General features: G+C 57.4%; 20 protein-coding genes. 7 read left to right on the top strand and 13 right to left on the bottom strand.

Features of this window, described 5'->3' with window-relative positions; translation table 11 throughout:
• Window positions 1-15: 15 nt before the first annotated feature.
• The 5 genes from hisC to mtnA form a co-directional block, all read right to left on the bottom strand.
• A complete protein-coding gene (gene hisC, locus ABRP31_RS06090) occupies window positions 16-1,128 on the bottom strand; it encodes a histidinol-phosphate transaminase (protein ID WP_349971504.1) in 1,113 nt (370 codons plus the stop codon).
• Between the two features lie 327 nt (window positions 1,129-1,455).
• Window positions 1,456-2,550 (bottom strand): prephenate dehydratase, encoded by a 1,095-nt coding sequence (gene pheA, locus ABRP31_RS06085; protein WP_349971505.1) that lies wholly within the window; start codon window positions 2,548-2,550, stop codon window positions 1,456-1,458.
• Complete coding sequence (gene serC / locus ABRP31_RS06080; protein WP_187520747.1) at window positions 2,550-3,635, bottom strand: 3-phosphoserine/phosphohydroxythreonine transaminase; 1,086 nt, start codon at window positions 3,633-3,635, stop codon at window positions 2,550-2,552. Before serC ends, pheA begins: the two co-directional genes overlap by 1 nt.
• A 244-nt stretch (window positions 3,636-3,879) precedes the next feature.
• Window positions 3,880-6,666, bottom strand: coding sequence for a DNA gyrase subunit A (gyrA, locus tag ABRP31_RS06075; RefSeq protein WP_349971506.1), 2,787 nt, complete (start codon window positions 6,664-6,666; stop codon window positions 3,880-3,882).
• 306 nt (window positions 6,667-6,972) lie between these two features.
• On the bottom strand, window positions 6,973-8,049 hold the full coding sequence (gene mtnA / locus ABRP31_RS06070; protein ID WP_087270828.1) for an S-methyl-5-thioribose-1-phosphate isomerase: 1,077 nt from the start codon (window positions 8,047-8,049) through the stop codon (window positions 6,973-6,975).
• Between the two features lie 121 nt (window positions 8,050-8,170).
• Between mtnA and ABRP31_RS06065 the strand changes: the two genes are divergently transcribed.
• From ABRP31_RS06065 to ABRP31_RS06045, 5 genes are all read left to right on the top strand, one after another.
• Complete coding sequence (locus ABRP31_RS06065; protein WP_349971507.1) at window positions 8,171-9,502, top strand: TRZ/ATZ family hydrolase; 1,332 nt, start codon at window positions 8,171-8,173, stop codon at window positions 9,500-9,502.
• 63 nt (window positions 9,503-9,565) lie between these two features.
• The gene (gene ubiG, locus ABRP31_RS06060) at window positions 9,566-10,264 is read left to right on the top strand and encodes a bifunctional 2-polyprenyl-6-hydroxyphenol methylase/3-demethylubiquinol 3-O-methyltransferase UbiG (RefSeq protein WP_087270821.1); all 699 of its coding nucleotides are present in this window, start codon (window positions 9,566-9,568) and stop codon (window positions 10,262-10,264) included.
• Window position 10,265: 1 nt separating this feature from the next.
• Window positions 10,266-10,937, top strand: a complete 672-nt coding sequence (mupP, locus tag ABRP31_RS06055) for an N-acetylmuramic acid 6-phosphate phosphatase MupP (protein ID WP_349971508.1) — start codon at window positions 10,266-10,268, stop codon at window positions 10,935-10,937.
• A gap of 157 nt (window positions 10,938-11,094) precedes the next feature.
• A complete protein-coding gene (locus ABRP31_RS06050; RefSeq protein ID WP_349971509.1) occupies window positions 11,095-11,835 on the top strand; it encodes a YciK family oxidoreductase in 741 nt (246 codons plus the stop codon).
• Between the two features lie 216 nt (window positions 11,836-12,051).
• On the top strand, window positions 12,052-12,984 hold the full coding sequence (locus tag ABRP31_RS06045; protein ID WP_087270812.1) for a GGDEF domain-containing protein: 933 nt from the start codon (window positions 12,052-12,054) through the stop codon (window positions 12,982-12,984).
• Window positions 12,985-12,988: 4 nt separating this feature from the next.
• On the opposite strand, the gene ABRP31_RS06040 is transcribed toward ABRP31_RS06045, so the two are convergent.
• The 7 genes from ABRP31_RS06040 to ABRP31_RS06010 form a co-directional block, all read right to left on the bottom strand.
• Window positions 12,989-13,774 (bottom strand): TenA family transcriptional regulator, encoded by a 786-nt coding sequence (locus tag ABRP31_RS06040; protein WP_087270809.1) that lies wholly within the window; start codon window positions 13,772-13,774, stop codon window positions 12,989-12,991.
• Between the two features lie 29 nt (window positions 13,775-13,803).
• The gene (locus ABRP31_RS06035; RefSeq protein WP_349971512.1) at window positions 13,804-16,269 is read right to left on the bottom strand and encodes an EAL domain-containing protein; all 2,466 of its coding nucleotides are present in this window, start codon (window positions 16,267-16,269) and stop codon (window positions 13,804-13,806) included.
• A gap of 262 nt (window positions 16,270-16,531) precedes the next feature.
• Window positions 16,532-18,424 carry an ABC transporter ATP-binding protein gene (locus ABRP31_RS06030; protein ID WP_349971513.1) on the bottom strand — a complete coding sequence of 631 codons (1,893 nt, stop codon included), beginning with the start codon at window positions 18,422-18,424 and terminating at the stop codon, window positions 16,532-16,534.
• Window positions 18,354-18,956: a DsbA family protein gene (locus ABRP31_RS06025; protein ID WP_167384374.1), complete on the bottom strand. Its 603-nt coding sequence runs from the start codon at window positions 18,954-18,956 to the stop codon at window positions 18,354-18,356. Before ABRP31_RS06025 ends, ABRP31_RS06030 begins: the two co-directional genes overlap by 71 nt.
• Window positions 18,957-18,992: 36 nt before the next feature.
• Window positions 18,993-19,958 carry a rhodanese-related sulfurtransferase gene (locus ABRP31_RS06020; RefSeq protein WP_087270796.1) on the bottom strand — a complete coding sequence of 322 codons (966 nt, stop codon included), beginning with the start codon at window positions 19,956-19,958 and terminating at the stop codon, window positions 18,993-18,995.
• A 931-nt stretch (window positions 19,959-20,889) separates the two neighbouring features.
• On the bottom strand, window positions 20,890-21,183 hold the full coding sequence (locus ABRP31_RS06015; protein WP_027902053.1) for a BolA family transcriptional regulator: 294 nt from the start codon (window positions 21,181-21,183) through the stop codon (window positions 20,890-20,892).
• Between the two features lie 15 nt (window positions 21,184-21,198).
• Window positions 21,199-21,726, bottom strand: coding sequence for a DUF2059 domain-containing protein (locus tag ABRP31_RS06010; protein ID WP_087272298.1), 528 nt, complete (start codon window positions 21,724-21,726; stop codon window positions 21,199-21,201).
• A 169-nt stretch (window positions 21,727-21,895) separates the two neighbouring features.
• On the opposite strand from ABRP31_RS06010, the gene ABRP31_RS06005 reads away from it, so the two are divergent.
• Window positions 21,896-23,290: a class II fumarate hydratase gene (locus ABRP31_RS06005; RefSeq protein ID WP_349971515.1), complete on the top strand. Its 1,395-nt coding sequence runs from the start codon at window positions 21,896-21,898 to the stop codon at window positions 23,288-23,290.
• Window positions 23,283-23,897, top strand: coding sequence for an NAD(P)H-dependent oxidoreductase (locus tag ABRP31_RS06000; protein WP_349971517.1), 615 nt, complete (start codon window positions 23,283-23,285; stop codon window positions 23,895-23,897). Before ABRP31_RS06005 ends, ABRP31_RS06000 begins: the two co-directional genes overlap by 8 nt.
• Here the strand turns inward: ABRP31_RS06000 and ABRP31_RS05995 are convergent.
• Window positions 23,894-24,856: a DMT family transporter gene (locus ABRP31_RS05995; RefSeq protein ID WP_087272306.1), complete on the bottom strand. Its 963-nt coding sequence runs from the start codon at window positions 24,854-24,856 to the stop codon at window positions 23,894-23,896. The two genes, ABRP31_RS06000 and ABRP31_RS05995, sit on opposite strands and share 4 nt — an antisense overlap.
• Between the last annotated feature and the right edge of the window lie 34 nt (window positions 24,857-24,890).

Here is a 24,890-nt window from a genome sequence, read left to right as displayed (position 1 = left end):
TTCACTGAGATGACATCAATCACGTGCCAGAACCCTGGCCAACGCTTCAAGGAAACGAGTGTTTTCTTCCAACAAACCGATACTCACACGAAGATGATTGGGCATACCGTAGCCGGCGACCGGGCGAACAATCACACCCTCGCGCAGCAGCCCTTGATAAACCGGAGCACTGTCACGCCCAATGTCGACGGCAATGAAATTGCCTTTGGATGGAATCCAGCTCAGCCCAAGCAAGCGCAAGCCACCCTCAAGCTGCTCCATGCCGACTTCGTTCAACTGGCGGCTTTGAGTCAGATATTCAACGTCATCCAGCGCGGCGCAAGCGGCGGCCAAAGCAAGGCTGTTGACGTTGAAAGGCTGGCGCACGCGGTTCAACACATCCGCCACTGCCGGGGACGACAAGCCGTAACCCACGCGCAATGACGCCAGACCGTAGGCCTTAGAGAAGGTGCGCGAAACGAGCAGATTCGGATGAGCAGCCAGATAATCGAGGCCGTCGGGCAGATCGCCGCCCTGGGCGTATTCGATATAGGCCTCGTCCAGCACCACCAGCACATGCTCTGGGACTGCGGCGAGGAACTGGCTCAGCGCGTCCGGCCCAAACCAGGTTCCGGTCGGGTTGTTGGGGTTGGCGATAAATACCACTCGGGTATCGTCATCAATCGCCGCCAGCATTGCGTGCAGATCATGCCCCCAATCCTTGGCGGGCGTGACGCGAGCCGTGGCACCGATCGCCTGGGTAACAATCGGGTAAACCGCGAAAGCGAATTCGCTGAATACTGCATTAAGACCCGGAGCCAGGTACGCACGGGCGACCAACTCAAGGATATCGTTGGAACCGTTGCCCAGCGTTACTTGATCGATCTGCACACCACAGCGTTCTGAGAGGCGCTTTTTCAGCTCGAAGCCATTGCCATCCGGATAACGCGTCAGCTCGGCCAATTCGTCGCGAATCGCGCTAAGCGCTTTGGGGCTTGGGCCCAACGGGTTTTCGTTGCTCGCCAGCTTGATGATCTTTGCGGGATCGATGCCCAACTCGCGTGCCAGCTCGTTCACAGGCTTACCCGGAACATAAGGCGAAAGTTTTTGCACACCCGGCTGAGCCAGTGCGAGGAAGTCGCCAGTCATGTGTCGCTAACCTCTTATAAACAAAATGCAATCTTCTGAATTGGAACAATTATCTGTAGGAGCTCACGAGCACCGCGAGGCAGCGATGGCGTCCTGTCTGATACACCGCTATCGCGGCCTCGCGGTGCGAGTGCGCTCCTACAGGTCCATTATTCGCCGCGCGACAGCGCAATGTCAGAGATAAAGGGCCGCTGCTGTTAACAAATGCAATCTTCTGAGTTGACCCAAATCCTGTAGGAACTCACTGAAGTTACGAGGCCAGCGATGACGTAAGCGCTATCGCTGCCTCGCGTTGCTCGTGAGCTTATACAGGTATCAGCTCAATCCTCAGAGAACCGCTTTCGGGTAAGAACCCAGCACCTTGAGCGCCACCGCTTCCTGACTGATCCGCTCCAGCACCGCTTTGACCAATGGGTCGCGATGGTGACCAACGAAGTCGATAAAGAACACGTAGGTCCATTTACCGCTGCGCGACGGGCGAGTCTCGATGCGGGTCAGATCCAGGCCGTTCTCGTGGAATGGCACCAGCAATTCATGCAGAGCGCCCGGCTTGTTGCTCATGGATACGATGATTGAAGTCTTGTCGTCGCCAGTTGGCGGCACTTCCTGACTGCCGATAATCAAAAACCGTGTGGAGTTGTCCGGACGGTCTTCGATTTTTTCAGCGATGCGCGTCAAACCGTAGAGATTTGCACTCATATCACCGGCAATCGCTGCGGAGTTCCACTCACCTTTCACCCGCTTGGCGGCTTCGGCATTACTCGCCACTGCGACCCGCTCGACGTTCGGGTAATGCGCGTCCAGCCACTTGCGGCACTGTGCCAGCGACTGAGCGTGGGAGTAGATGCGGCTGATGCTTTCGGTCTTGGTGTTTTCACCGATCAGCAAGTGATGGTGGATACGCAGCTCGACTTCGCCACAGATCACCATGTCGTGCTCAAGGAAGCTGTCCAGCGTGTGATTGACTGCGCCCTCGGTGGAGTTTTCCACCGGCACGACGCCAAAATTCACAGCACCGGCAGCGACTTCACGGAACACTTCATCAATTGCCGCCATCGGCAGACTGATAACAGCGTTACCGAAATGCTTGATCGCTGCTGCCTGAGTGAAGGTACCTTCAGGCCCGAGGTAAGCGACTTTCAGCGGCTGCTCCAGCGCCAGGCATGAGGACATGATTTCGCGAAACAGACGCGCCATCTCTTCGTTGCTCAATGGGCCACGATTGCGTTCCATGACCCGCTTGAGCACCTGGGCTTCACGCTCTGGGCGGTAAAAAACCGGCACTTCGCCTTCAGCCAGATTGGCCATTTTTACCCGCGCTACTTCCTGGGCACAGCGTGCACGCTCGCTGATCAACTCCAGGACTTTTTCGTCCAGGCTGTCGATGCGGACGCGCAGCGCCTTGAGTTCTTGCTCGGACATTAGCCGTGTTCCTTCTCGAACTCTGCCATGTAAGCCACCAGCGCGTTGATCGCGTTGATGTCCACGGCATTATAAATAGAGGCACGCATGCCACCGACCGAACGGTGACCTTTGAGATTGAGCAGCCCGCGCGCATCAGCGCCCGCCAGGAACGGCTTGTCCAGACGATCATCAGCAAGACGGAACGGTACGTTCATCCACGAGCGGTCAGATTTGTTGATCGGGTTGCTGTACAGGCCGCTGGCATCAATGAAGTCATAAAGCGTGCGCTTTTTGACTTCGTTGAGCTTGCCGATAGCTTCGACGCCACCCTGCTCTTTCAGCCATTCGAAGACCAGACCGGACAGGTACCAGGCCAGAGTCGGTGGCGTGTTGTACATCGAGCTGTTATCAGCCGCGACCTTGTAGTTGAGCATGGTCGGGCACAGCGAACGGGCGCGACCCAGCAGGTCTTCGCGAATGATCACGACGACGATACCGCTCGGGCCGATGTTTTTCTGGGCGCCGGCGTAGATCATGCCGAAACGCGAGACGTCTACCGGACGGGACAGAATATCGGAAGACATATCAGCTACTAGCGGCACATCACCGGTCTGCGGAATCCAGTCAAACTCCAGACCGCCGATGGTTTCGTTCGGGGCGTAATGAACGTAGGCAGCGTCCGCGGACAGCTTCCACTCGTTCTGGCCCGGAATGGCGAAATAATCGTAAGGCTTGGCGCTGGCGGCCACATTGACGTGACCATAACGCGAAGCTTCTTCAATGGCTTTCTGCGACCAGATACCTGTATCGATATAGTCGGCAGAGCCGTTTTCAGGCAGCAAATTCAGAGGGATCTGAGCAAACTGCTGGCTCGCACCACCCTGCAGAAACAGTACTTTGTAGTTCGAGGGAATCGTCAGCAGGTCGCGCAAATCTTGCTCGGCCTTGTTGGCGATGGAGGTGAACTCATCACTGCGATGGCTCATTTCCATAACGGACAGGCCTTTGCCATGCCAGTCCAAGAGTTCCGCCTGGGCACGCAGCAGAACAGCTTCAGGAAGCGCAGCAGGACCTGCGCAGAAGTTAAAGGCTCGCTTGCTCATATCCACTCTCACTACGCTCTGATTTTCTCAGGCTTGGGTCATCTGGAGTCGAAGATGGCAAAGGCCGCGACACAGTTCAGAACCGTTCGCAGCCTTTGGCTACTTCTGTCAAACAACACAGGGTTGCTTGAACCTACATCTTTTCTGTAGGAGCTCACCGAGGTTACGAGGCCAGCGATGGCGTTGTATCAGACATACCGCTATCGCTGGCCTCGTAACCTCGGTGAGCTCCTACAGGTCCCTCTTAACTTTGCGGTTCTTCGTCGTCCGAAGCAGCGTCGGCTTGCAGGTCGGCAGAGGCATCCTCGTCAGCGATGCTCAGCGCTTCGCCTTCGATGATTTCGCCGTCTTCACCGATTACCAGCTCTTCGCCTTCCACTTCGGAAGGTTCCTGCACACGCTCCAGACCGACCAGTTTCTCGTCGCTAGCCAGCTTGATCAGCGTGACACCCTGGGTATTACGACCCAGGCTGGACACTTCATCGACACGAGTACGAACCAGCGTGCCCTGATCGGAGATCAGCATGATTTCTTCGCCGTCGAGTACTTGCACCGCGCCGACCAGACGGCCGTTACGCTCGTTGCTGACCATGGCGATAACGCCCTGACCGCCACGTTTGTACTCAGGGAACTCGGAAATCGCCGTACGCTTGCCATAACCACGCTCGGAGGCAGTGAGGATCTGGCTGCCTTCTTCCGGGATCAGCATCGAAATCAGCTTCTGACCTTCTGGCAGACGCATGCCGCGCACACCGCGAGCGGTACGGCCCATGGCGCGAACGTCGGACTCCTTGAAGCGCGTTACTTTGCCGCCGTCGGAGAACAGCATGATTTCCTGCTCGCCGTCAGTGATGGCTGCGGAGATCAGGATGTCGCCTTCGTCCAGCTCAAGCGCGATCAGACCCACGCTACGCTGACGACTGAAGGCCACCAAAGGAGTTTTCTTCACGGTACCGTTGGCAGTGGACATGAAGATGAATGGAGCCTTCTTCTTGTCTGCAGCCTTGATGCGCGCTTTACGCTCTTCTTCGGTCTCGTTGCTGTTCTCTGCGTCGTCGAGCTCACCTTCGATACCAGCCTCCTCCTCGTCAGCCCGCTTGCGCATGGCTTCCAGGTCGACCGGCAACATAGTGGTGATGTACTCGCCGTCGCTCAGCGGCAACAGATTGACCAGCGGACGGCCGCGGGCAGCGCGGGATGCTTCCGGAATCTCGTAGGTCTTGAGCCAATACACCTTGCCCTTGCTGGAGAACATGAGCAGCGTGGTGTGGCTGTTGGCAACCAGCAGGTGAGCGATGTAGTCCTCATCCTTGATGCCAGTAGCCGATTTACCTTTACCGCCTCGACGCTGAGCCTGGTAGACCGCCAGTGGCTGAGTCTTGGCATAGCCGCCGTGGGAAATCGTAACGACGCGTTCCTCTTCCGGAATCATGTCGCCCAGGGTCAGGTCCAGACGCGCATCGAGAATTTCAGTGCGACGAACATCGCCGTACTCGACGCGGATCAGTTCCAGCTCTTCGCGGATCACTTCCATCAGGCGCACGGCGCTGTTGAGGATGCGCAACAGTTCGCCGATCTGGCTGAGGATTTCCTGATACTCGGTGAGCAGTTTTTCATGCTCAAGACCGGTCAGGCGGTGCAGACGCAATTCGAGAATGGCCTGAGCCTGTTCAGGCGACAGGAAATACTTGCCGTCACGCAGACCGTACTGCGGATCTAGGTTTTCCGGACGGCAGGAATCGGCACCGGCGCGCTCGACCATTTCCACGACTGCGCTGGATTCCCAAGGGGTCGAAATCAACCCGATCTTGGCTTCAGCAGGCGTCGGCGAGGCTTTGATCAGGGCGATAACCGGATCGATGTTAGAAAGGGCAACCGCTTGACCTTCGAGCAAATGACCACGCTCACGGGCTTTACGCAGTTCGAAAACGGTACGGCGGGTGACTACTTCGCGACGGTGGCGGACGAAGGCTTCCAGCAGATCCTTGAGGTTCAGGATGCGCGGACGGCCATCGATCAGTGCAACGATGTTGATACCGAAAACACTTTGCAGCTGGGTCTGGGCATAGAGATTATTGAGGATGACCTCAGGCACTTCGCCGCGACGCAGCTCGATCACAACGCGCATACCGTCCTTGTCGGACTCGTCGCGCAGCTCAGTGATGCCTTCCAGCTTCTTCTCTTTAACCAGCTCGGCGATCTTCTCGATCAGGCGGGCCTTGTTCAACTGGTACGGCAGCTCGGTGATGACGATCTGCTGACGACCACCGACCTTGTCGATGTCTTCAACGATCGAGCGGGCACGCATGTAAATACGACCGCGACCGGTGCGATAGGCTTCGACGATACCGGCACGACCATTGATGATCGCGGCAGTCGGGAAGTCCGGGCCCGGGATGAACTGCATCAGTTCATCAATGGAAATTTCAGGGTTGTCGATCAGCGCCAGGCAACCATCAATCACTTCACCGAGGTTGTGCGGCGGAATGTTGGTCGCCATGCCCACGGCGATACCGCTGGAGCCGTTGACCAACAGATTGGGAATACGGGTCGGCATGACCGCAGGGATCATTTCCGTGCCGTCGTAGTTCGGCACCCAGTCCACGGTTTCTTTGTGCAGGTCAGCCAGCAGCTCGTGAGCCAGCTTGGTCATGCGCACTTCGGTGTATCGCATGGCCGCAGCGTTGTCGCCGTCGACCGAACCGAAGTTGCCCTGACCGTCTACCAGCAGATAGCGCAGCGAGAATGGCTGGGCCATACGAACGATGGTGTCGTACACGGCCGTGTCGCCGTGCGGGTGATACTTACCGATAACGTCACCGACCACACGGGCGGATTTCTTGTACGGCTTGTTCCAGTCGTTACCCAGTTCACTCATCGCGAACAGTACACGCCGGTGCACGGGCTTCAAGCCATCGCGTGCATCGGGCAGTGCCCGCCCGACGATTACGCTCATTGCGTAGTCGAGGTAGGACTGCTTCAGCTCGTCTTCGATATTGACCGGGAGGATTTCTTTGGCCAGTTCGCCCATGAGAAGCTCGATTCCTTTTTCTGGTGAAACTTCGAACATCCATCCGGGAGGAACGAAGCTCGCCGCTACCGGCACGTTTGCCTGGCAACGACTTACGACAAATCAACGAGTTATGCACTGGATCTGCGCAGTAGGGACGACTACCGCAAGCGCCCCTGGAAACCGCCGGATGTTACCACAATCGCCGCTAAGCACCTATCCTTTGAAAGCCCTGAAAACGAGCTTGTCTGCCGCAAGACCGCTGAGAAACGCTTACAGGCCCGATTAGCGCCCTTGCGACCAAACTTCCACTCGTCGTCAAACGGGTCAATGCAGGCGCTTACGGCACATCAACTGAGCCATTTTCGCGGTGTCCGGGCGCTCGACAATGCCCTTTTCAGTGACGATCACGTCAATCAGGTCAGCCGGCGTAACGTCGAATACCGGATTGAATGCGTCGACATCCGCACCGACACGTTGACCACCCACTTCGAGCAGCTCACGACCGTCGCGCTCTTCAATGACGATTTCGTCACCGCTGGCCATGTCCATATCAATGGTCGAACTCGGCGCGACCACCATGAAGCGCACACCATGGTGCATCGCAGCGACAGCCAGATGATAAGTACCGATCTTGTTGGCCACGTCGCCATTGGCGGTAATGCGGTCGGCACCCACGATCACCCAGGTAATGCCTTTGGTTCGCATCAAATGCGCGGCTGCCGAATCAGCATTGAGGGTCACCGGGATGCCTTCGTTAGCCAGCTCCCAGGCAGTAAGCCGCGAGCCTTGCAGCCATGGACGGGTTTCATCGGCATAGACCCGCTCGATCATCCCTTCCAGATGCGCTGCACGGATAACACCCAGCGCTGTACCGAAACCACCGGTAGCCAGAGCGCCCGTGTTGCAATGGGTCAGAACGGCCTGCAGGTTGCCCTGATTCTTGCGAATGAGGTCTGCACCCAATTGCGCCATGGTCAGGTTGGCTTCGCGATCGCTGAGATGGATAGACACCGCCTCAGCCTCCAGCACAACCATGGGATCATCCCCTTCTTTGATGCGCTGCAGGCGGTCGCGCATCCGGTTCAGCGCCCAGAACAGATTGACAGCCGTTGGACGTGAGTCTGCCAGCACCCGAAAATCTTCTTCCAGGGCGGCAATCCAGTCACCGCCAGCGGCGATCCGGGCACGGGCGCCTAGCACAACGCCGTAAGCAGCACTGATACCAATAGCCGGTGCACCCCGTACAACCATGGAACGAATTGCCTCGGCAACCCCCGCCGCGCTGTCATACGCGAGCCAGGTTTCCTCGAACGGCAAGATGCGCTGATCCAGCAGATACAGAGCGCCATCTCGCCAATCGATGGCTTTCACCTTCTCAGCAGCCAACAATCGATCGCGCATTGCACACCCCATACTCAAAAAACCCAAGCCAGACATCAAAAGCGGCCGATTATAGCGAGCCGTCGACGAAGACGCTCGGGTATACTGCGCCGTTCCCGTAATAAGCCCCGGAAGCCCAGTCATGCCTAATGCCGCTGCCCCGCTCGATCTCTTGCTCCTGCCCGCCTGGCTGGTGCCGGTCGAACCTGCTGGCGTGGTACTCAAGGATCATGGTCTGGGCATTCGCGATGGCCGCATCGCCTACATCGGTCCCCGCGCCGAAGCCCTGAAGCAAAATGCCCTGCAAACCCTTGAACTGCCGGAGATGTTGCTCAGCCCAGGCCTGATCAATGCCCACGGCCACGCGGCCATGACGCTGTTTCGCGGGCTGGCCGATGATCTCCCCTTGATGACCTGGCTGCATGACCACATCTGGCCTGCGGAGAGCAAATGGGTTGATGAAGAGTTCATCCGCGACGGCACCGATCTGGCTATTGCCGAGCAACTCAAAAGCGGTATCACCTGCTTCTCCGACATGTACTTCTTCCCGTCAGTGGCAGCCGATCGCGTGCACAACAGCGGGATCCGGGCCCAGATCACCGTACCGGTACTGGACTTTCCGATTCCCGGTGCACGCGACACCGATGAAGCCCTGCACATGGGCGTGCAACTGTTCAATGATCTGGCCCACCACCCGCGCATCAAGATCGCCTTCGGCCCTCACGCACCGTACACCGTTGGCGACGAGAATCTGGAAAGAGTCCGGGTCATCGCCGATGAGCTGGACGCCATGATTCAGATGCATGTTCATGAAACCGCCTTCGAAGTGGAACAGGCTGTCGCTCAGTCGGATGAACGCCCATTGGCACGTCTGAACCGGCTCGGCATGCTCGGCCCACGCTTTCAGGCCGTGCACATGACACAAATCAGCGATGACGACCTGGCTTTGCTGGTAGAAAGCAATTCCAGCGTGATCCATTGTCCGGAATCCAACCTGAAACTGGCCAGCGGCTTTTGCCCGGTCGAACGACTGTGGCAGGCTGGCGTCAATGTTGCGATAGGTACCGATGGCGCAGCGAGCAACAATGACTTGGATCTACTGGGAGAAACCCGCACCGCAGCGCTGCTGGCCAAGGCCGTTGCAGGCTCGGCTGCCGCACTGGACGCCCACCGCGCATTGCGCATGGCAACCCTCAATGGCGCTCGGGCACTGGGTATTCAGGACGAAGTGGGCTCGCTGGAGATCGGCAAGGCTGCAGACATGGTCGCCTTCGACCTGTCCGGCCTGGCACGTCAACCCATCTACGATCCGGTGTCACAGCTTATATATGCAACCGGCCGCGACTGCGTCAGCCACGTCTGGGTCGCTGGCAAGCAACTGCTCGACGATCGCCGCCTGACCCGTATGGACGAACAGGCGTTGTGCGACACCGCCAAAGCCTGGGGCAAGCGTATTTCCGGGCGCACCGAATAAGACCGGGCTGGCTGCATATCAGCCAGCCCGCTGCACGTATTTTGAGTTTAGAGAGGACATCCCATGAGCAACGTCGATCACGCAGAAATCGCCAAATTCGAGGCACTGGCTCATCGCTGGTGGGACCGCAACAGCGAATTCAAGCCCCTGCATGACATCAACCCGTTGCGGGTCAACTGGATCGACGAGCGCGTCAATCTGGCGGGCAAGAAAGTTCTGGACGTCGGCTGCGGCGGCGGGATTCTCAGCGAAGCCATGGCGCTGCGTGGCGCGACCGTAACCGGCATCGACATGGGTGAAGCCCCACTGGCGGTCGCTCAGTTGCACCAGCTGGAATCGGGCGTGCAAGTCGAATATCGACAAATCACTGCCGAAGACCTGGCCGAAGAAATGCCAGAGCAGTTCGACGTCGTGACCTGCCTGGAAATGCTTGAGCACGTACCCGATCCCTCATCGGTGATCCGTGCGTGCTTCCGCATGGTCAAACCCGGCGGCCAGGTGTTTTTCTCGACCATCAACCGCAATCCGAAGGCGTATCTGTTCGCCATCGTCGGCGCGGAATACATCATGGGCCTGCTGCCACGCGGCACTCACGATTTCAAGAAATTCATCCGCCCTTCCGAACTGGGTGCCTGGAGTCGCGCCGCCGGCTTGCAGGTCAAGGACATCATCGGTTTGACTTACAACCCGCTGACCAAGCACTACAAGCTGGCCTCGGACGTTGACGTCAACTACATGATCCAGACGCTTCGGGAGGCATAACATGCGCTTGAGAGCGGTTCTATTCGACATGGACGGCACCCTGCTCGACACCGCCCCGGACTTTATTGCCATTTGCCAGGCAATGCTTGCCGAACGCGGGCTCCCGCCCGTGGCGGACAAGCTGATCCGCGATGAGATTTCCGGTGGTGCCAAAGCAATGGTTGCTGCGACCTTTGCCCTGTCCCCGGACGCTGAAGGATTCGAGGCGCTGCGTCTTGAGTTCCTCGAGCGCTATCAACGCGACTGCGCCGTGCACAGCAAGCTCTTCGACGGCATGGAAGAACTGCTGGCCGACATCGAAAAGGCCAACCTGATCTGGGGCGTAGTGACCAACAAACCGGTGCGTTTTGCTCAGCCGATCATGGATCAGTTGGGGCTGTCACAACGCTCGGCCTTGTTGATCTGCCCGGATCACGTGACGCGTAGCAAACCTGACCCCGAGCCGCTGATCCTTGCATGCAACATGCTTGATCTGGATCCGGCGAGCGTGCTGTTTGTAGGGGATGATTTACGTGACATCGAGTCTGGCCGTGATGCAGGCACCAAGACCGCAGCAGTGCGCTATGGCTACATTCACCCCAACGACAACCCTGATCACTGGGGCGCTGACGTGGTAGTGGATCACCCGCTGGAACTGCGCAAGGTCCTGGATAACGCGCTTTGTAGCTGCTGACATGATGACTTGCCGGACATTCAACTGTGGGAGCGAGGCTTGCCCGCGATAAGACTGGACGCGGTTCACTTAGGATCGCGTCCAACCTCATCGCAGGCAAGCCCGGCTCCCACAGGGATCTGCGCAGGCTGCCAACCCGGTTTTCAAGAGGTAACCCATGTTCGATTACTCCCCTCGCCCCGACCTGCTCACTGGCCGGATCATTCTGGTCACCGGTGCGGGTCGCGGCATTGGCGCTGCTGCGGCAAAAACCTATGCTGCACATGGCGCAACCGTACTGCTTCTGGGCAAGACCGAAGCCAATCTGACTCAGGTGTACGACGAAATAGAAGCAGCGGGTCATCCCAAGCCTGCCGTCATTCCTTTCAACCTGGAAACCGCCCTGCCCCATCAATACGATGAGTTGGCAGCCATGATCGAAAAAGAATTCGGCCACCTCGACGGCTTGTTGCACAACGCCTCGATCATCGGCCCGCGCACGCCACTGGAACAGCTGTCCGGCGAAAACTTCATGCGGGTCATGCACATCAACGTCAATGCGATGTTCATGCTGACCAACACGCTGCTACCGCTGCTCAAATTGTCCGAAGATGCTTCAGTTGTCTTCACCTCAAGCAGTGTTGGTCGCAAAGGCCGCGCGTACTGGGGCGCATATGGGGTATCGAAATTCGCCACCGAAGGCCTGATGCAAACCCTCGCCGATGAACTCGACAGCGTAGCGCCAGTACGTTCCAACAGCATCAACCCCGGCGGTACTCGCACCAGCATGCGCGCTCAGGCTTACCCCGCCGAAAACCCGCTGAACAATCCAACCCCGGAGGAAATCATGCCGGTGTACCTGTACCTGATGGGGCCGGATAGCCGCGACGTCAACGGGCAAGCTCTCAACGCTCAGTAATCAGACTTCGACGCGACATCCCAAAGCGGCGGAAAACCGTCGCTACGGGATGACCGGTCAGTTCTGTTAGTCAACGTAATGTCGCTCTGAGCACTCAACCCGACGCCACCAATCTCACAACCCCTTGAATATAAACATTTATATCCAAAACCCAAGACTGGCACGACTTTCGCTCTGACTCAGCTAATCCAGCAATGCGCGCTGAGGAATGAAGCCATGATTTCCCCTATCCCATCCAATGCCATCGACTTTGACGCAGCCAAACTGAAACGTTTGGGTCTGTATCAACGTCAGGCTCAACACACCCCGCAGGCCCCAGTCGATTTGGAGCAGCTAACCCAACAACTGGGTCTACAGCTGCAAACCAGCCTGGAGACGGAACGGCTCCTGAGCATGTTCCTGCAAGGTGTTCAGCGCCTGATTCCTATTGACGGATTGATTTACGAATATGCAGCCAGCGACCTCTACCTGGAGCTTGGCGAAAAGGCGATGCACAGCGTCAGCTACAACCTGAGTAATGATGGCGAGCCTCTGGGACTGTTTAAGTTTGAGCGCAGCAAACGTTTCAGCGAGGAGGAGTTCGCAGCGCTGGAGTCACTCATGACCTGCATGCTGTTCCCGTTGCGCAACGCCCTTCTCTACCGGGCCGCGATGCAAAGCGCGCTGCGCGACCCACTGACCGATACCGGCAACCGCATCGCCATGGATCAAACGCTGACCCGTGAAATAGAGCTCTCGCGCCGCAACTCGCAGCCTCTGTCATTGCTGATGCTGGACATTGATCATTTCAAGCGGGTCAACGACACCTTCGGTCATGCCATCGGCGACGAAGTCCTTAAGTCCATTGCCCATACGATCAAAAGCCAGTTGAGAAACATAGACCGGATATTCCGCTACGGAGGCGAAGAATTTCTGGTCGTGCTTTCCAATACGGATCGCGAGACGGCAGGCTTGATGGGGGAACGTCTACGTCAAGCGGCTCAAGATCTGCTGCACCCCAGCCTGAACAACGCCCTGGATCTGACCATCAGCCTGGGCTGCTCGACGCTACTGCCAGCGGAGTCTGCCGACAGCCTGATGCGCCGCGCCGATATCGCACTGTATGTCGCCAAGCGCCAAGGCCGTAATCGTCTGGCCATGGCAGGCTAAACACTCAGTTTTCCAGTTCGGCCACTCGCGCACGTGTCGGCCGGACCTTTTCCAACTGCATGCAGTGCTCCAGAAACAAGTACATGTAGTCGTAGCTTTTGGTGACCGCCTGGCGAATCTCGGTCTGCAATTGCAGACCAGGGTTATTGCCCGCCAGCGTGCAGATGATTTCCAGCGCTTCCCATGGATGCGCATCATCGTACTGCGCGTGCATCTTCAGCCACTTCATCGCGCGCTTGCGTGTCTCCTCGGGAAAGCCGTCGGCATAAACGTCGCTGGAGCACACCACAGCCGCCCACTCCCCTGTCGCCCCCTCAATAGCATAATTGGTCGCGGCCATACCAACGATCAATGAGTCAGACGAACTGGTGTGCCAGCACCAGTGACTCAGCGCGTGCAACTCGGGGGACACATGCTGAGCCTTGAGGTCATCCAGGCTGACACCGTGCGCATCAGCCCAATTGACCCAATAATCGGCATGGTTGAGTTCGACACGAATATTGCGCATCAACCAGCGACGCGCCATGTCTTCGCCCGGGTGGCGGGCGAAGCGGGTCTTGGCCAGGTTATTGGCCATATAAATGGCAAACTGCTCAACCACCGGCCAGCCACCAATCAAATACTGGCGCATGGTTTTATGACTCAGACGCCCGTCACGCATGCGCTGATAAAGCTCGTGGTCAACCACTCTGGATTTGGCGTAACTGCAATCCTTGATCAACTGCTGCGCCCACGCCGGATAACTGCTGGCTTCCATAAGCGGACCGGTTCTGCTGAAAGTATCGATCACTGTGTAGCTCCTTGTTTGAAGTTAAAGGCTTAGCGGAATGTTCCTGGTGTGCTGAACAAAAGCGGGACAGCCCTCGTGGGCCGCGCATGAAGGCTTTCGCACGTGAACAACTGAGGACGTTCAATCAGATACCCCTGAGCGAAGTCAACCCCGATCTCGCGCAGCGCAACCTCGATCTGGGGTGTCTCGACAAATTCGGCAATGGTGCGCTTACCCATAACGTGCCCGATATGATTAATCACTTCGACCATCGCACGATTGATCGGGTTATCGAGCATGTCTTTGACGAAGCTGCCATCGATCTTCAAGTAATCCACCGGCAAGTGTTTGAGGTAGGCAAACGAAGACATGCCAGCACAGAAGTCATCGAGGGAGAACTGACAGCCCAGCGCCTTCAATTCGTTGATGAAATGAATCGCACTGCCGAGGTTGGCGATCGCAGTGGTTTCGGTAATTTCGAAGCAAATCAGCGATGGCGGAATACGGTAAGTCCGGAACTGCAGCTTGAGGTATTCGAGAAAAGCGTCATCACCAATGCTCGCCCCTGAGAGGTTGATAGCGCAGACCACCATCGGACCGTCGTAACGCTCATCATCCCGACACTGAGCGATGATCTTGAACACATTGAGTACCACCCAGCGATCCAGCTGGGTCATCAAACCATAGCGCTCTGCAGCCGGAATGAAATTTTCGGGCAGAATCATGCGTCCCGTTTCATCGCGCAGGCGCAGCAGGATTTCGATGTGCCCACCATCATCCGGGCCGTGCTGAGCGATACCGGCAATTTGTTGCGAAAACAGACAGAAGCGGTTTTCATCCAGCGCCATGTGCAAACGCTGCACCCATGCCATCTCACCAAAGCGCAGCGACACTTCCGAATCGTCGGCATGATAGACCTGCACGCGATTGCGACCTTTTTCCTTGGCCATGTAACACGCCATATCCGCAGACCTCAGCGACGCCTCCAGCGTGGTTGGAATCTGGGAAATATGAACCAGTCCGACACTGACCGTGCTGACAAAGGGTCTGCCCTTCCAGACAAAGTTCAGACTCTGGACAGTCTGGCGCAGAGATTCCGCGATGATCTCCGCCGTATCAGGTGGACAATGTTCCAGCAAGATACCGAACTCATCCCCTCCCAAACGTGCCAGCGTGTCGCCTTCGCGCAACCCCTGTTGCAGCACCGTACAGATATGCCGCAACAGCTCGTCACCCGCGGCATGGCCGCTGGTGTCATTGACCAGCTTGAACTGATCCAGATCCAGGTACATCACCGAGTGCTGGCTGGGGTGGCGCGCCAGCTCACTGAGCGCCTGCTCCAGCCGATACTCAAATTCACGCCTGTTGGCCAGGCCGGTCAGCGCATCGTGGGTCGCCTGCCAGGACAGATTGGCAATGTATTGCCGCTCCTGAGTCATGTCATGCAACACCAGCACCGTGCCACTGACTTTGCCATCGGTGAAAATTGGCGATCCGACCAGCGCCACTGAAACCGTGCTGCCATCCAGACGCTGGATCAGCTTGGAGTGCTCGCTGCCCCCGCTGAGCTGGCCGCTGAGAATGTGCTCAATCAGTGTCGAGCTGTCTTTGCGGTCATTTTCATCAAGCAGGTTGAATAACGCCGCAAGCGGCAGGCCACCGGCCTGAGCGTTCTTCCAGTGAGTCAGACTCTCGGCAGCAGGATTCATGTAAACAATCGAGCCCTGCACGTCGGTAGTAATGACTCCATCACCAATCGACTCCAGCGTTACCTGTGCACGCTCCTTCTCCACTTGCAGAGCGTCGGCAAAGGCATGGCGCTGGGCCAACAGCTTATGGGTCCTGAGCAAGGCGAGAAGGATCAATACCACTGCCGTCGCCAGGTTGATCACCAGCAAGAGCCGCAGAATTCCTCGGGAGCCTTCGCCCAATGCATCACTGAACGCGCGCGCTGCCGGAGTGACACTTTCGTTGATTGCCGTGATTTGTGCACGCCAGCGTGCGATGTCTGCATCGGACGCTTCGCCGGACGAGATCCCCTCGTGCATCAGCTGTGCGACATCATCGAGCTGCAGCAGAAACCCATCACCCAGCCGCCACTGGTCGATGGCTTTCTTCATGTAATCAAATTCGCGGAAATTCGCATACAGCCAAATGATCCCGGCCGCATCATCAGGGTGGTTTCCCCCCTGCAGAATCCCGTCCGTCGCCGCCTCGATATCCGGCACCGCCTGATCGAGTGCCATCCGCAGGTTATGCCCGCCCCTGGGGATCGACATGGCCTGCTCGTAGCGCAGATAGTTGATCTCCTCGTGACCGTTGGCATAGAGATTCAAATAATAGATGGCGTCTTTCTGCCCCTTGGACCAGAGGCTTTCGCCTGCGACATAGCTGCGCACGGCCGAAAGCATGTAAAGGCTGACGCAACCCATCAGGGCCTGGAACAGCGCAACAGCGATAAATGGCCAGACAATGCCCAACAGGCGGGGCTTTTCGAGGATCCGCTTTTGCTTCATGGGTTCCCTTTCATAAGCGATGCCAGATGCTCAACAAGCTGCTTTAATTTCGTCCTGACCAGAGCCTAGGTCAATTCCATGAAATGGGTCGGGGAATTTCTTGAATTTGAAACACGCTACCGCCCCGCATGATGGAATCGCGAGACAGCGCACATACAGATGAGAAAGCGAGTGTGATGTCGGTGAGCAGGCACCGTTAACACAGTGAGAACTTACTACTAAGAAAGACCCTAAAACCGATATTGGCAAGTAGCCATGAAGATTAAATGTGCTGCAGGTGACCGTAGAGCTTTGCGTAGAGACCGCCCTCGGCGATCAATTGCTGATGATCGCCCTGCTCTGCAATCCTTCCACCGTCAAAAACCAGCACTCTGTCCGCTTGTTTCACCGCCGACAGACGGTGGGCGATGATCAGCGTCGTGCGGCCGCTGAGGAATCTGGACAAGGCTTGGTGCAGGCTGTACTCGGTCGCTGCGTCGAGTGCAGAAGTGGCTTCGTCGAGGATCACCACCTGCGGGTCGGCCAATACCATTCGGGCAATGGCCAGACGTTGGCGCTGCCCACCGGACAACCGCACGCCAGAACGTCCGACCACACTGTCCAGCCCTTGCGGCAAGGCGCGAATAGTCGATTCAAGCTGCGCGATTTCCAGTGCTCGCCAGCACGCTTCGTCGCTGCGCTCACGACCCATCGTCAGGTTGGCACGTACGGTATCGTTGAACAGCGCAGGATGCTGAAGCACCACCGCGACATGCTCTCGAATCGTTTCCAGACCTATTTCCTGCTGGCTGGCACCACCAAAACTGATCGTCCCGGCCTGCGGTGTGTACAACCCCAGCAGGAGTTGCACTAGCGTGCTTTTACCGCCGCCACTGGCTCCGACAACAGCGATTTTTTCACCTGGAGCAATCGTCAGGTTTAGCTGATCGAGAATGTTCTCCTCGCCATAACCGAAGCTCAAACCACGTACTTCAATGCCAACGGTCTTCTGCCCTGCAAATGGGTTGACCCCTCCCGGATACTGCGGCTCGTCGGCACGAGCGAGCAGTTCGTTGATTCGGGACAGCGCCCCACCTGCGGCGTAATACGCGTATTGAAGGTTCAGTAGTTGCTCCACCGGTCCGATCATGAACCACAGGTAACTGAACACCGCCAACATGTGCCCAATGGACAAATCAGAGAACAACACCGTCAGCATCGCCGCAGCGCGGAACACATCGATACCAAACTGAAACAACAACCCGCTGGCACGATTGGACGCGTCGCTTTTCCACTGCGAAGCCGTCGCGTAATCACGGACTTCACGGGCTCGCACGCCCAGGCGACCGAGGAAAAAGCCCTGCCGATTACCAGCGCGCACTTCCTGAATCGAATCCAGCGTTTCGGTGAGCGCCTGGGTAAACCGCGAAGTGCTGTCGTTTTCCTGCTTTTTCAGGTGTTTAACCCGTTTGCCCAATTGCACCGTGGCGTAGATCACCAGCGGGTTGAACAACAGAATCAACAGCGCCAGCTTCCAGTGCATCCACATCAGAATCGACGCTGTACCGGTCAGCGTCAGCATCGCGACCAGAAAACGACTCAGCGTGTCGCCGATGAATTTGTCCAGCGTATCCAGATCGGTCACCAGATGCGCAGTGACCGTGCCGCCGCCCAGGCTTTCGTATTCCCCCAGGGAGATGCGTTTGAGGCGTTCGATCAGGCGAATTCGTATCCGATAGACGATGTCTTTGGACTGTCGGGCAAACAGCTTGGCCTGCACCACGTTGAACACCAACGCGCCAATGCGCAGAGCAAAGGTGAACAGCAGCATCAAACCAATGTAACCGGCAGGCTTTTGCAGGTTGTCGGGCAGGAAGTTATTCATGAACTTCAACGCGCTGTCGCCGTGGCCCAGCAAAACCTCATCCACCAACAAGGGCAATAGCAAAGGAATAGGCACGGTGCACAGCGTAGCCAGCACTGCCACGCCATTGGCAATCCACAGCGCTTTCTTGTGTCGTGAAGCCAGACGACGGATCTGCGCCCAGCTCAAACGGTTGAACGTCGTACAGGCGTCATCCTGATCAGTAGCAGTCTTGAGAGGCTCAGGCACTGGCAGCACGCTCCAGCCAACGGCCGAGCAACGGTGCCAGCTCTTCAAGCGGTTGATAACCATTGGTCAACAACGCCAGTTGACCATTGCGCTCAGCCAGCAAGGTCGGGAAACCCGCGATCCCCAAATCCTGGACCCACGCAAAATCTGCTTGAGTGGCAGCCAGTTGCTCGGCGCTGTCGAACGCTGCGGCAAACTCGATACGCGGCAAGCCGGCCTGTTCGGCTAGTTCAGTCAGCACCGCTGCACGGGTTACGTCACGGCCTTCGACGTAGAAAGCCTGTTGAATCAACCCGACCAGTTTCCAGGCGAATTCCGGCTCCAGATGGCGGGCAGCAACGATAGCCCTGCATGCAGGCTCGGTGTCATAGACAAAACCATCAGGCAACGCATCGTCGAAACGAAAAGTCTGCCCGGTGGTTTTCTCAACCGCTTGCCAGTGCTCAAGGATGTAACGGCGGGTGGTCGGATCAAGCGCCGCCCCGCTGCCGGTGCGCAGACCGCCCATCACCAGATGCAATGTCACGCCACTCGCCTGCGCCTGCTGGACCAGCGCTTGCGCCACAGGGGCGAAACCCCAGCACCATGAGCACATCGGGTCCATCACATAAAGCAGGCGGGTAGCCATGGATCAAACCTCGTCTGGCTGGCGGTCTTCTAAACGATAATTGCGACCGATCGGGTGGGGCTGATTACGTGCTTTGGCCAGTTCGATCTGCTTCTGCCGGTCGATGGCGCTGCGACGGGTTTTCTCGCTCAGGCTGTCCCAGCAATAAGGGCAACTGATGCCCGCCGAGTAATGCTCGCTGGCACGATCTTCAGCACTGATCGGCGTACGGCATGCGTGACATTGATCGTAGTCGCCTTCGGTCAGGTCATGGCGGACGGTGACGCGATTGTCGAATACGAAACACTCGCCGCGCCACAGGCTTTCATCCTGCGGCACTTCTTCCAGGTATTTGAGGATGCCGCCTTTGAGGTGATAGACCTCGCCGTAGCCCTCACCCAGCATGTAGCTGGAAGCTTTCTCGCAGCGGATGCCACCGGTGCAGAACATTGCGACTTTCTTGTGCACGTCAGGGTTGAAGTGTTCCTTGATGTACTCGGGAAACTCGCGAAAGGTGGTGGTCTTGGGATCGATGGCGCCTTCAAAGGTGCCGATAGACACTTCGTAATCATTACGAGTATCAATCACCAGTACTTCCGGATCGCTGATGATTGCGTTCCAGTCTTTGGGATCGACATACGTGCCCACGGCCTTGTTCGGGTCTACGCCTTCAACGCCGAGGGTGACGATTTCTTTCTTCAGTTTGACCTTGGTACGGTAGAACGGCTGCTCTTCGCAGTACGATTCCTTGTGATCGATGTCGATCATGCGTGGGTCGTTCTTGAGCCAGGCCAGCAGGCCGTCGATGCCTTCGCGGCTACCGGAAACGGTGCCGTTGATGCCTTCTTCGGCGATCAGCAGGGTGCCTTTGATGCCGTTGTCGACCATCGCTTGCAGCAGCGGCTCGCGCAGTTCGACGTAGTCGCTGAGGGTGACAAATTTGTATAGCGCCGCTACGACGATCGGCTGATTCATCGGCTGTTGTGTCATGTGTATCTCCAGGTGGCGACCCTCGCAAAGGGCCTACCGGATAGAAAATATTTCAGTAAAAACGCGCAGGGTGTGCAGCGCGGGGCGGATTCTAGCAAAGATGGGGGGATGGGTGGGATCGACATGGGGAGCTACTTGGACTTGTGTACATATCCGTTAACGCGGTCATGGCTTGTATTGGTTGCGCTTTTACAGCGCGTCACTTTTGAACAGCCCAAAAGTAACCAAAAGGCTCTTGCCCCACCACTCGGCACCTCGCTGTCGCTCGGTGTACCCGCCCGCAGATCCTGAACCGTGGGCCGCCGCAACGGGCCATCCATGGCCCAATGCGGCTAACCCGGCGTCCTGCCACTCTTCAACTCAAGAGCGCCCCACGGTTCAGAATCTGCGTTCGGCCAGCGTGGTTTGACGGGGCGCCTAAGATCAAAATCAAAAGCAGATCAAAGGCAGATCAAAGGCAGATCAAAGGCAGCTGTAGCGCTTCGGAATGGTAGGAGCGAACTTGTTCGCGAGACGTCGGCACAGCGAACACAAACCTCATCTGACATACCGCCTCGCAGCCTTCGGCAGCTCCTACAGAATGTCGGCAAATCCAAGAAAACAGGTCGGCTGTCAGGCCGCCGCGCTCTTGATTTTGATCTGGAGCGCCCCGTTAAACCACGACGGCCGGAATTCGATATTGCTGTGTGGGGGCTCTTGTTAAAGGAGGGGGCGGCAGGGATGCCGGTTTAGCCGCCTCAGGCCATGGATGGCCGGTGGCGGCGGCCCCACGCAGCAATGTCGGATTACGGGCATGCCGAGCCACAGCGAGGCACCTAGTGGTGGGGCAAGAGCGTTTTGCTTACTTTTGCGCTTTCAAAAGTGAGGCGCTGTAAGGGCGCAACCAATATCAGCCGTTACCCCAATATCGGATATGTACACAAAACCGCTTTCAGTCACCACCCGCACAAACAGGCGAAACCGGCGCAGCGCCGGTTTTCGCCCACTCGACCGGGGTATAGGTATGCAACGCCAAGGCATGAAACTCGCCCATCAAGCCGCCCAGAATACCGTAGACCTTCTGGTGCCGCTTGACGGCGTTAAGCCCTTCGAATTGCTCACTGACAATGACAGCCTTGTAGTGAGTCTGCTCGCCACGGCTATGCATGTGGCTCTCATCGAGTACCTGCAAATGCAATGGTTGAAACACAGCCAGCGCTGACTCGATTCGCGTTTGCATAGTCATGACGGGCTTCGCTTATCAGGGCTTTTTGGCAGGAGCAGGAGCGGCTTTCTTGGCCGGTTCCAGTTCAGTGGTCATGTCAGCCAGCAACTTATTGACCACCGGCACAGCGCTTTCCAGCTTGCCCTGCGTCAACTGAGCGGACTGCTGAGTCAGCTCAGGCATCTTGGTCAGAACCTTTTTACCCAACGGCGACTGGTAGAACGCAACCAGATCCTTGAGCTCACTTTCAGTGAAGTTAGCAGTGTAAAGCTTGACCATGTCAGGCTTCAGCTTATTCCAGCCAATGGCCTGATCCAGTGCAGCGTTGGCTTTGGCCTGGTAAGTTTCAAGAACGGCTTTTTTCGCTTCTGGCGCTTTGGTTTCGGCGAAACGCTGAGCAAACATCTGTTGTACTTGCATGTACACCGGGGTGCCCAGCTTGTCGGCATTAGCCAGTTTCAAGAAGGTTTCAGCGCTGGCGTTGTGGCTGGCGGTATCGGCAAGAACCTGGCCGCTGGCACATACCAGAACAGCCGCAGTACAGATGGCGCGAAGACGGGTCATCGAGTTTCCTTTCTAGCAGGCGAGGCAGAACCCCAAGGCCGACCATTCTGCGCCCATGTTTGCTTATGGCTCAACCCCTGACTGCCCCAGCGGTTAAAAACGCGATTGGGGGAACCCAGATGAGATCACAGGGCCTAAACTGCTCATTCAAACTTAAGGAGTGAGTCCAGTGAGCCGCACAGAAACCGATAGCATTGGCCCGATCGACGTTCCCGATGACGCTTACTGGGGAGCTCAGACTCAACGTTCACTGATCAATTTCGCCATCGGCGACGAGCACATGCCATTGCCGGTGCTGCATGCCTTGGCCCTGATCAAGAAAGCTGCGGCACGGGTCAATGATCGCAATGGCGACCTGCCCGCCGACATTGCCCGGCTGATCGAACAAGCCACTGACGAAGTGCTGGCCGGCGATCTGGATTCGCAATTCCCGTTGGTGGTCTGGCAAACCGGCAGCGGTACCCAAAGCAACATGAACGTTAACGAAGTGATTGCCGGGCGTGCCAATGAACTGGCGGGGCAGGGCCGTGGCGGCAAGACGCCGGTCCACCCCAATGATCACGTCAATCGCTCACAAAGCTCCAACGACTGCTTCCCGACCGCCATGCACATCGCAGCGGCACAGGCCGTCAAAGAGCAGCTTTTGCCCGCAATTGCTGAGTTGTCCACGGGTCTGGCCGAGCAGTCGGCGCGCCACATGAAGCTGGTGAAAACCGGGCGCACGCACATGATGGACGCGACCCCGATCACTTTCGGTCAGGAGCTGTCTGCCTATGTTGCGCAGCTGGATTACGCCGAGAAAGCGATTCGCGCCACCCTCCCGGCGGTTTACGAACTGGCCCAAGGCGGGACAGCAGTCGGCACCGGGTTGAATTCACCCCATGGCTTTGCTGAAGCAGTAGCTGCGGAGTTGGCTGCGTTGTCCGGCCTGCCGTTTGTGACGGCCCCCAACAAGTTTGCCGCTCTGGCGGGTCATGAACCGTTGATGGCTCTGTCAGGCGCGCTGAAAACCCTGGCCGGGACCCTGATGAAAATCGCCAACGACCTACGCTTGCTGGGCTCTGGTCCGCGAGCCGGGTTTGCCGAAGTGAAGCTGCCGGCCAATGAACCCGGCAGCTCGATCATGCCCGGCAAGGTCAACCCGACGCAGTGCGAAGCGCTATCGATGCTGGCCTGTCAGGTGATGGGTAACGACGTCACTATTGGTTTTGCCGCCAGCCAGGGCCACCTGCAATTGAACGTGTTCAAACCGGTGCTCATCCACAACCTGCTGCAATCGATCCGCCTGCTGGGTGATGGCTGCCGTAACTTCAATGAGCATTGCGTGGCAGGCATGGAACCCGATGCCGAGAAAATGGCCGAGCATCTGGAACGTGGCCTGATGCTGGTAACGGCGCTTAACCCGCATATCGGTTACGACAAATCCGCACAAATCGCCAAAAAAGCCTACAGCGAAGGCCTTACCCTGCGTGAAGCGGCCCTGGCGCTGGGCTACCTCACCGACGAGGAGTTCGACGCATGGGTGCGACCGGAAAAAATGCTTGAGGCAGGCAGCAATGGTTGAGGGCAGACATGGGGCGACCCGGCTGGAAGGGGACGGAAAACGCATCCTGATGATTTTCGGTACGCCGAAAACTGCCAGCTTCGGGCATGCTCTGGGCGAGGCGTACGCCCAGGGCGCGCGAAGCGGCGGCCATGTGGTACGCATGCTGAAACTCAGCGAACTGGATTTCGATCCGGTGCTGCATAACGGCTATCAACAAAGTCAGGTGCTGGAACACGACTTGCTGGAGGCGCAGCGGGAAATCCACTGGGCCGAGCATCTGGTGTTTGTTTATCCGGTCTGGTGGGGAGGCTTACCGAGCTTGTTCACCGGCTTTCTGGACCGGGTGCTAATGCCCGGCTTTGCCTTCAAGAGCCACGGTCGCAAGAGCGCGGCCAATGAATTACTCAAAGGCCGCACGGCGGAGTTGTTAGTGACAATGGACACCCCGCCGCGCTACTTCCGCTGGGTTTACGGCGCACCGGCACATAGGCAGATGGTCCGCACCGTGCTGGCTTTTTGTGGCATCAAGACCAAACGTCTGAGCGAGTTTGCTCCCGTACAGACCTCAGGTGAGGAACAACGCCAGCAATGGCTCAAACAGGCAGAACAACTCGGCAAACGTTAAGCCTGACTCGCCAGCCTGGCTTTGCGTGCCCGCAGGCCAGCCAACACCGAAGGACCCAAGGCAACCACTGCCGAACCCATCACCACCAACACCGCCCCGCCATAGCCCAGCGCGTTGATCTCTTCAGTCTTGACGTAGTCAGGCCATAGCCAGGCTGCAATGGCCACTGAAGCAAAGGTCACCAGCGGCGTCAGCGCCAGTGTCGCGCTCACTCTAGAAGCTTCCCAATGCGCCAGCGCCTCAGCAAACGCGCCATAGGCAACCAGCGTATTCAGGCAACACGCCAGCAACAACCAGCCTTGTACGGGGCTCAGTTGCAATGCTTCCATCGGGTGCGCCCAAGGTGTGATCACCAAGGCACAGAACAGGTAGATCACCATCATTACCTGAAACGAGTTCCACACGGTTAGCAGTTGCTTCTGGCTCAGGCCGTAGAAGGTCCATACCGTCGCAGCCAGAAAAGCAATCAGCACACCTGTCGTGTACTCGCTCATGGACGTCAGCAGTTCTTCGAGCCGCTGATTGAAGAACAGTGTGAAACCGACGATCAGGACCGCGAGGCCCAGTCCTTGAGCGAAGGTGAAACGCTCTTTGAACAGGAACACACTGCCAATCAGCAGCAGAATAGGACCGACTTGAATAATCAGTTGCGCGGTACCGGGGCTAAGAATCTGCAACCCGAGCAAGTACAGAATGTAATTACCAACCAGACCGAAGACTGCCAGCGCCACCAGTATCTTGCCGCGCACACCCAGCACCTTGAAGCTGGGCAGTTGGCGTTTGGCCGCAAGCCAGATGAACAACAACATCCCCGATACCAACAGCCGAAACCAGGTCACTGTAACCGGGTCCATCACCTGCAAGACTTGCTTGAGCTTGACCGGCAAAATGCCCCACAAGAACGCCGTGAGCAGCGCCAGACAAAGGCCATACACCCAGCGGCCAGAAGAAATATGCATGAAAAGAAGTCCCTGACCTATAAAGCAGGAAGAC

This window comes from Pseudomonas caspiana (assembly GCF_040224095.2).
Classification (GTDB): Bacteria; Pseudomonadota; Gammaproteobacteria; order Pseudomonadales; family Pseudomonadaceae; genus Aquipseudomonas; species Aquipseudomonas caspiana.
Note: the sequence above shows the minus strand (reverse complement) of the source record. Positions and strands in the feature narration are given on the sequence as shown.

Bases quoted from the DNA above. Each gene is read 5' to 3' on its own strand.
- gyrA (WP_349971506.1), bottom strand. From the start codon at position 6,666: ATGGGCGAACTGGCCAAAGAAATCCTCCCGGTCAATATCGAAGACGAG.
- hisC (WP_349971504.1), bottom strand. From the start codon at position 1,128: ATGACTGGCGACTTCCTCGCACTGGCTCAGCCGGGTGTGCAAAAACTT.
- ABRP31_RS06030 (WP_349971513.1), bottom strand. From the start codon at position 18,424: ATGGTTATCAACCGCTTGAAGAGCTGGCACCGTTGCTCGGCCGTTGGC.
- ABRP31_RS06045 (WP_087270812.1), top strand. From the start codon at position 12,052: ATGATTTCCCCTATCCCATCCAATGCCATCGACTTTGACGCAGCCAAA.
- ABRP31_RS06050 (WP_349971509.1), top strand. From the start codon at position 11,095: ATGTTCGATTACTCCCCTCGCCCCGACCTGCTCACTGGCCGGATCATT.
- ubiG (WP_087270821.1), top strand. From the start codon at position 9,566: ATGAGCAACGTCGATCACGCAGAAATCGCCAAATTCGAGGCACTGGCT.
- ABRP31_RS06025 (WP_167384374.1), bottom strand. From the start codon at position 18,956: ATGTGCTCATGGTGCTGGGGTTTCGCCCCTGTGGCGCAAGCGCTGGTC.
- ABRP31_RS06020 (WP_087270796.1), bottom strand. From the start codon at position 19,958: ATGACACAACAGCCGATGAATCAGCCGATCGTCGTAGCGGCGCTATAC.
- ABRP31_RS05995 (WP_087272306.1), bottom strand. From the start codon at position 24,856: ATGCATATTTCTTCTGGCCGCTGGGTGTATGGCCTTTGTCTGGCGCTG.
- pheA (WP_349971505.1), bottom strand. From the start codon at position 2,550: ATGTCCGAGCAAGAACTCAAGGCGCTGCGCGTCCGCATCGACAGCCTG.
- mupP (WP_349971508.1), top strand. From the start codon at position 10,266: ATGCGCTTGAGAGCGGTTCTATTCGACATGGACGGCACCCTGCTCGAC.
- ABRP31_RS06065 (WP_349971507.1), top strand. From the start codon at position 8,171: ATGCCTAATGCCGCTGCCCCGCTCGATCTCTTGCTCCTGCCCGCCTGG.
- ABRP31_RS06000 (WP_349971517.1), top strand. From the start codon at position 23,283: ATGGTTGAGGGCAGACATGGGGCGACCCGGCTGGAAGGGGACGGAAAA.
- serC (WP_187520747.1), bottom strand. From the start codon at position 3,635: ATGAGCAAGCGAGCCTTTAACTTCTGCGCAGGTCCTGCTGCGCTTCCT.
- ABRP31_RS06035 (WP_349971512.1), bottom strand. From the start codon at position 16,269: ATGAAGCAAAAGCGGATCCTCGAAAAGCCCCGCCTGTTGGGCATTGTC.
- ABRP31_RS06010 (WP_087272298.1), bottom strand. From the start codon at position 21,726: ATGACCCGTCTTCGCGCCATCTGTACTGCGGCTGTTCTGGTATGTGCC.
- ABRP31_RS06015 (WP_027902053.1), bottom strand. From the start codon at position 21,183: ATGACTATGCAAACGCGAATCGAGTCAGCGCTGGCTGTGTTTCAACCA.
- mtnA (WP_087270828.1), bottom strand. From the start codon at position 8,049: ATGCGCGATCGATTGTTGGCTGCTGAGAAGGTGAAAGCCATCGATTGG.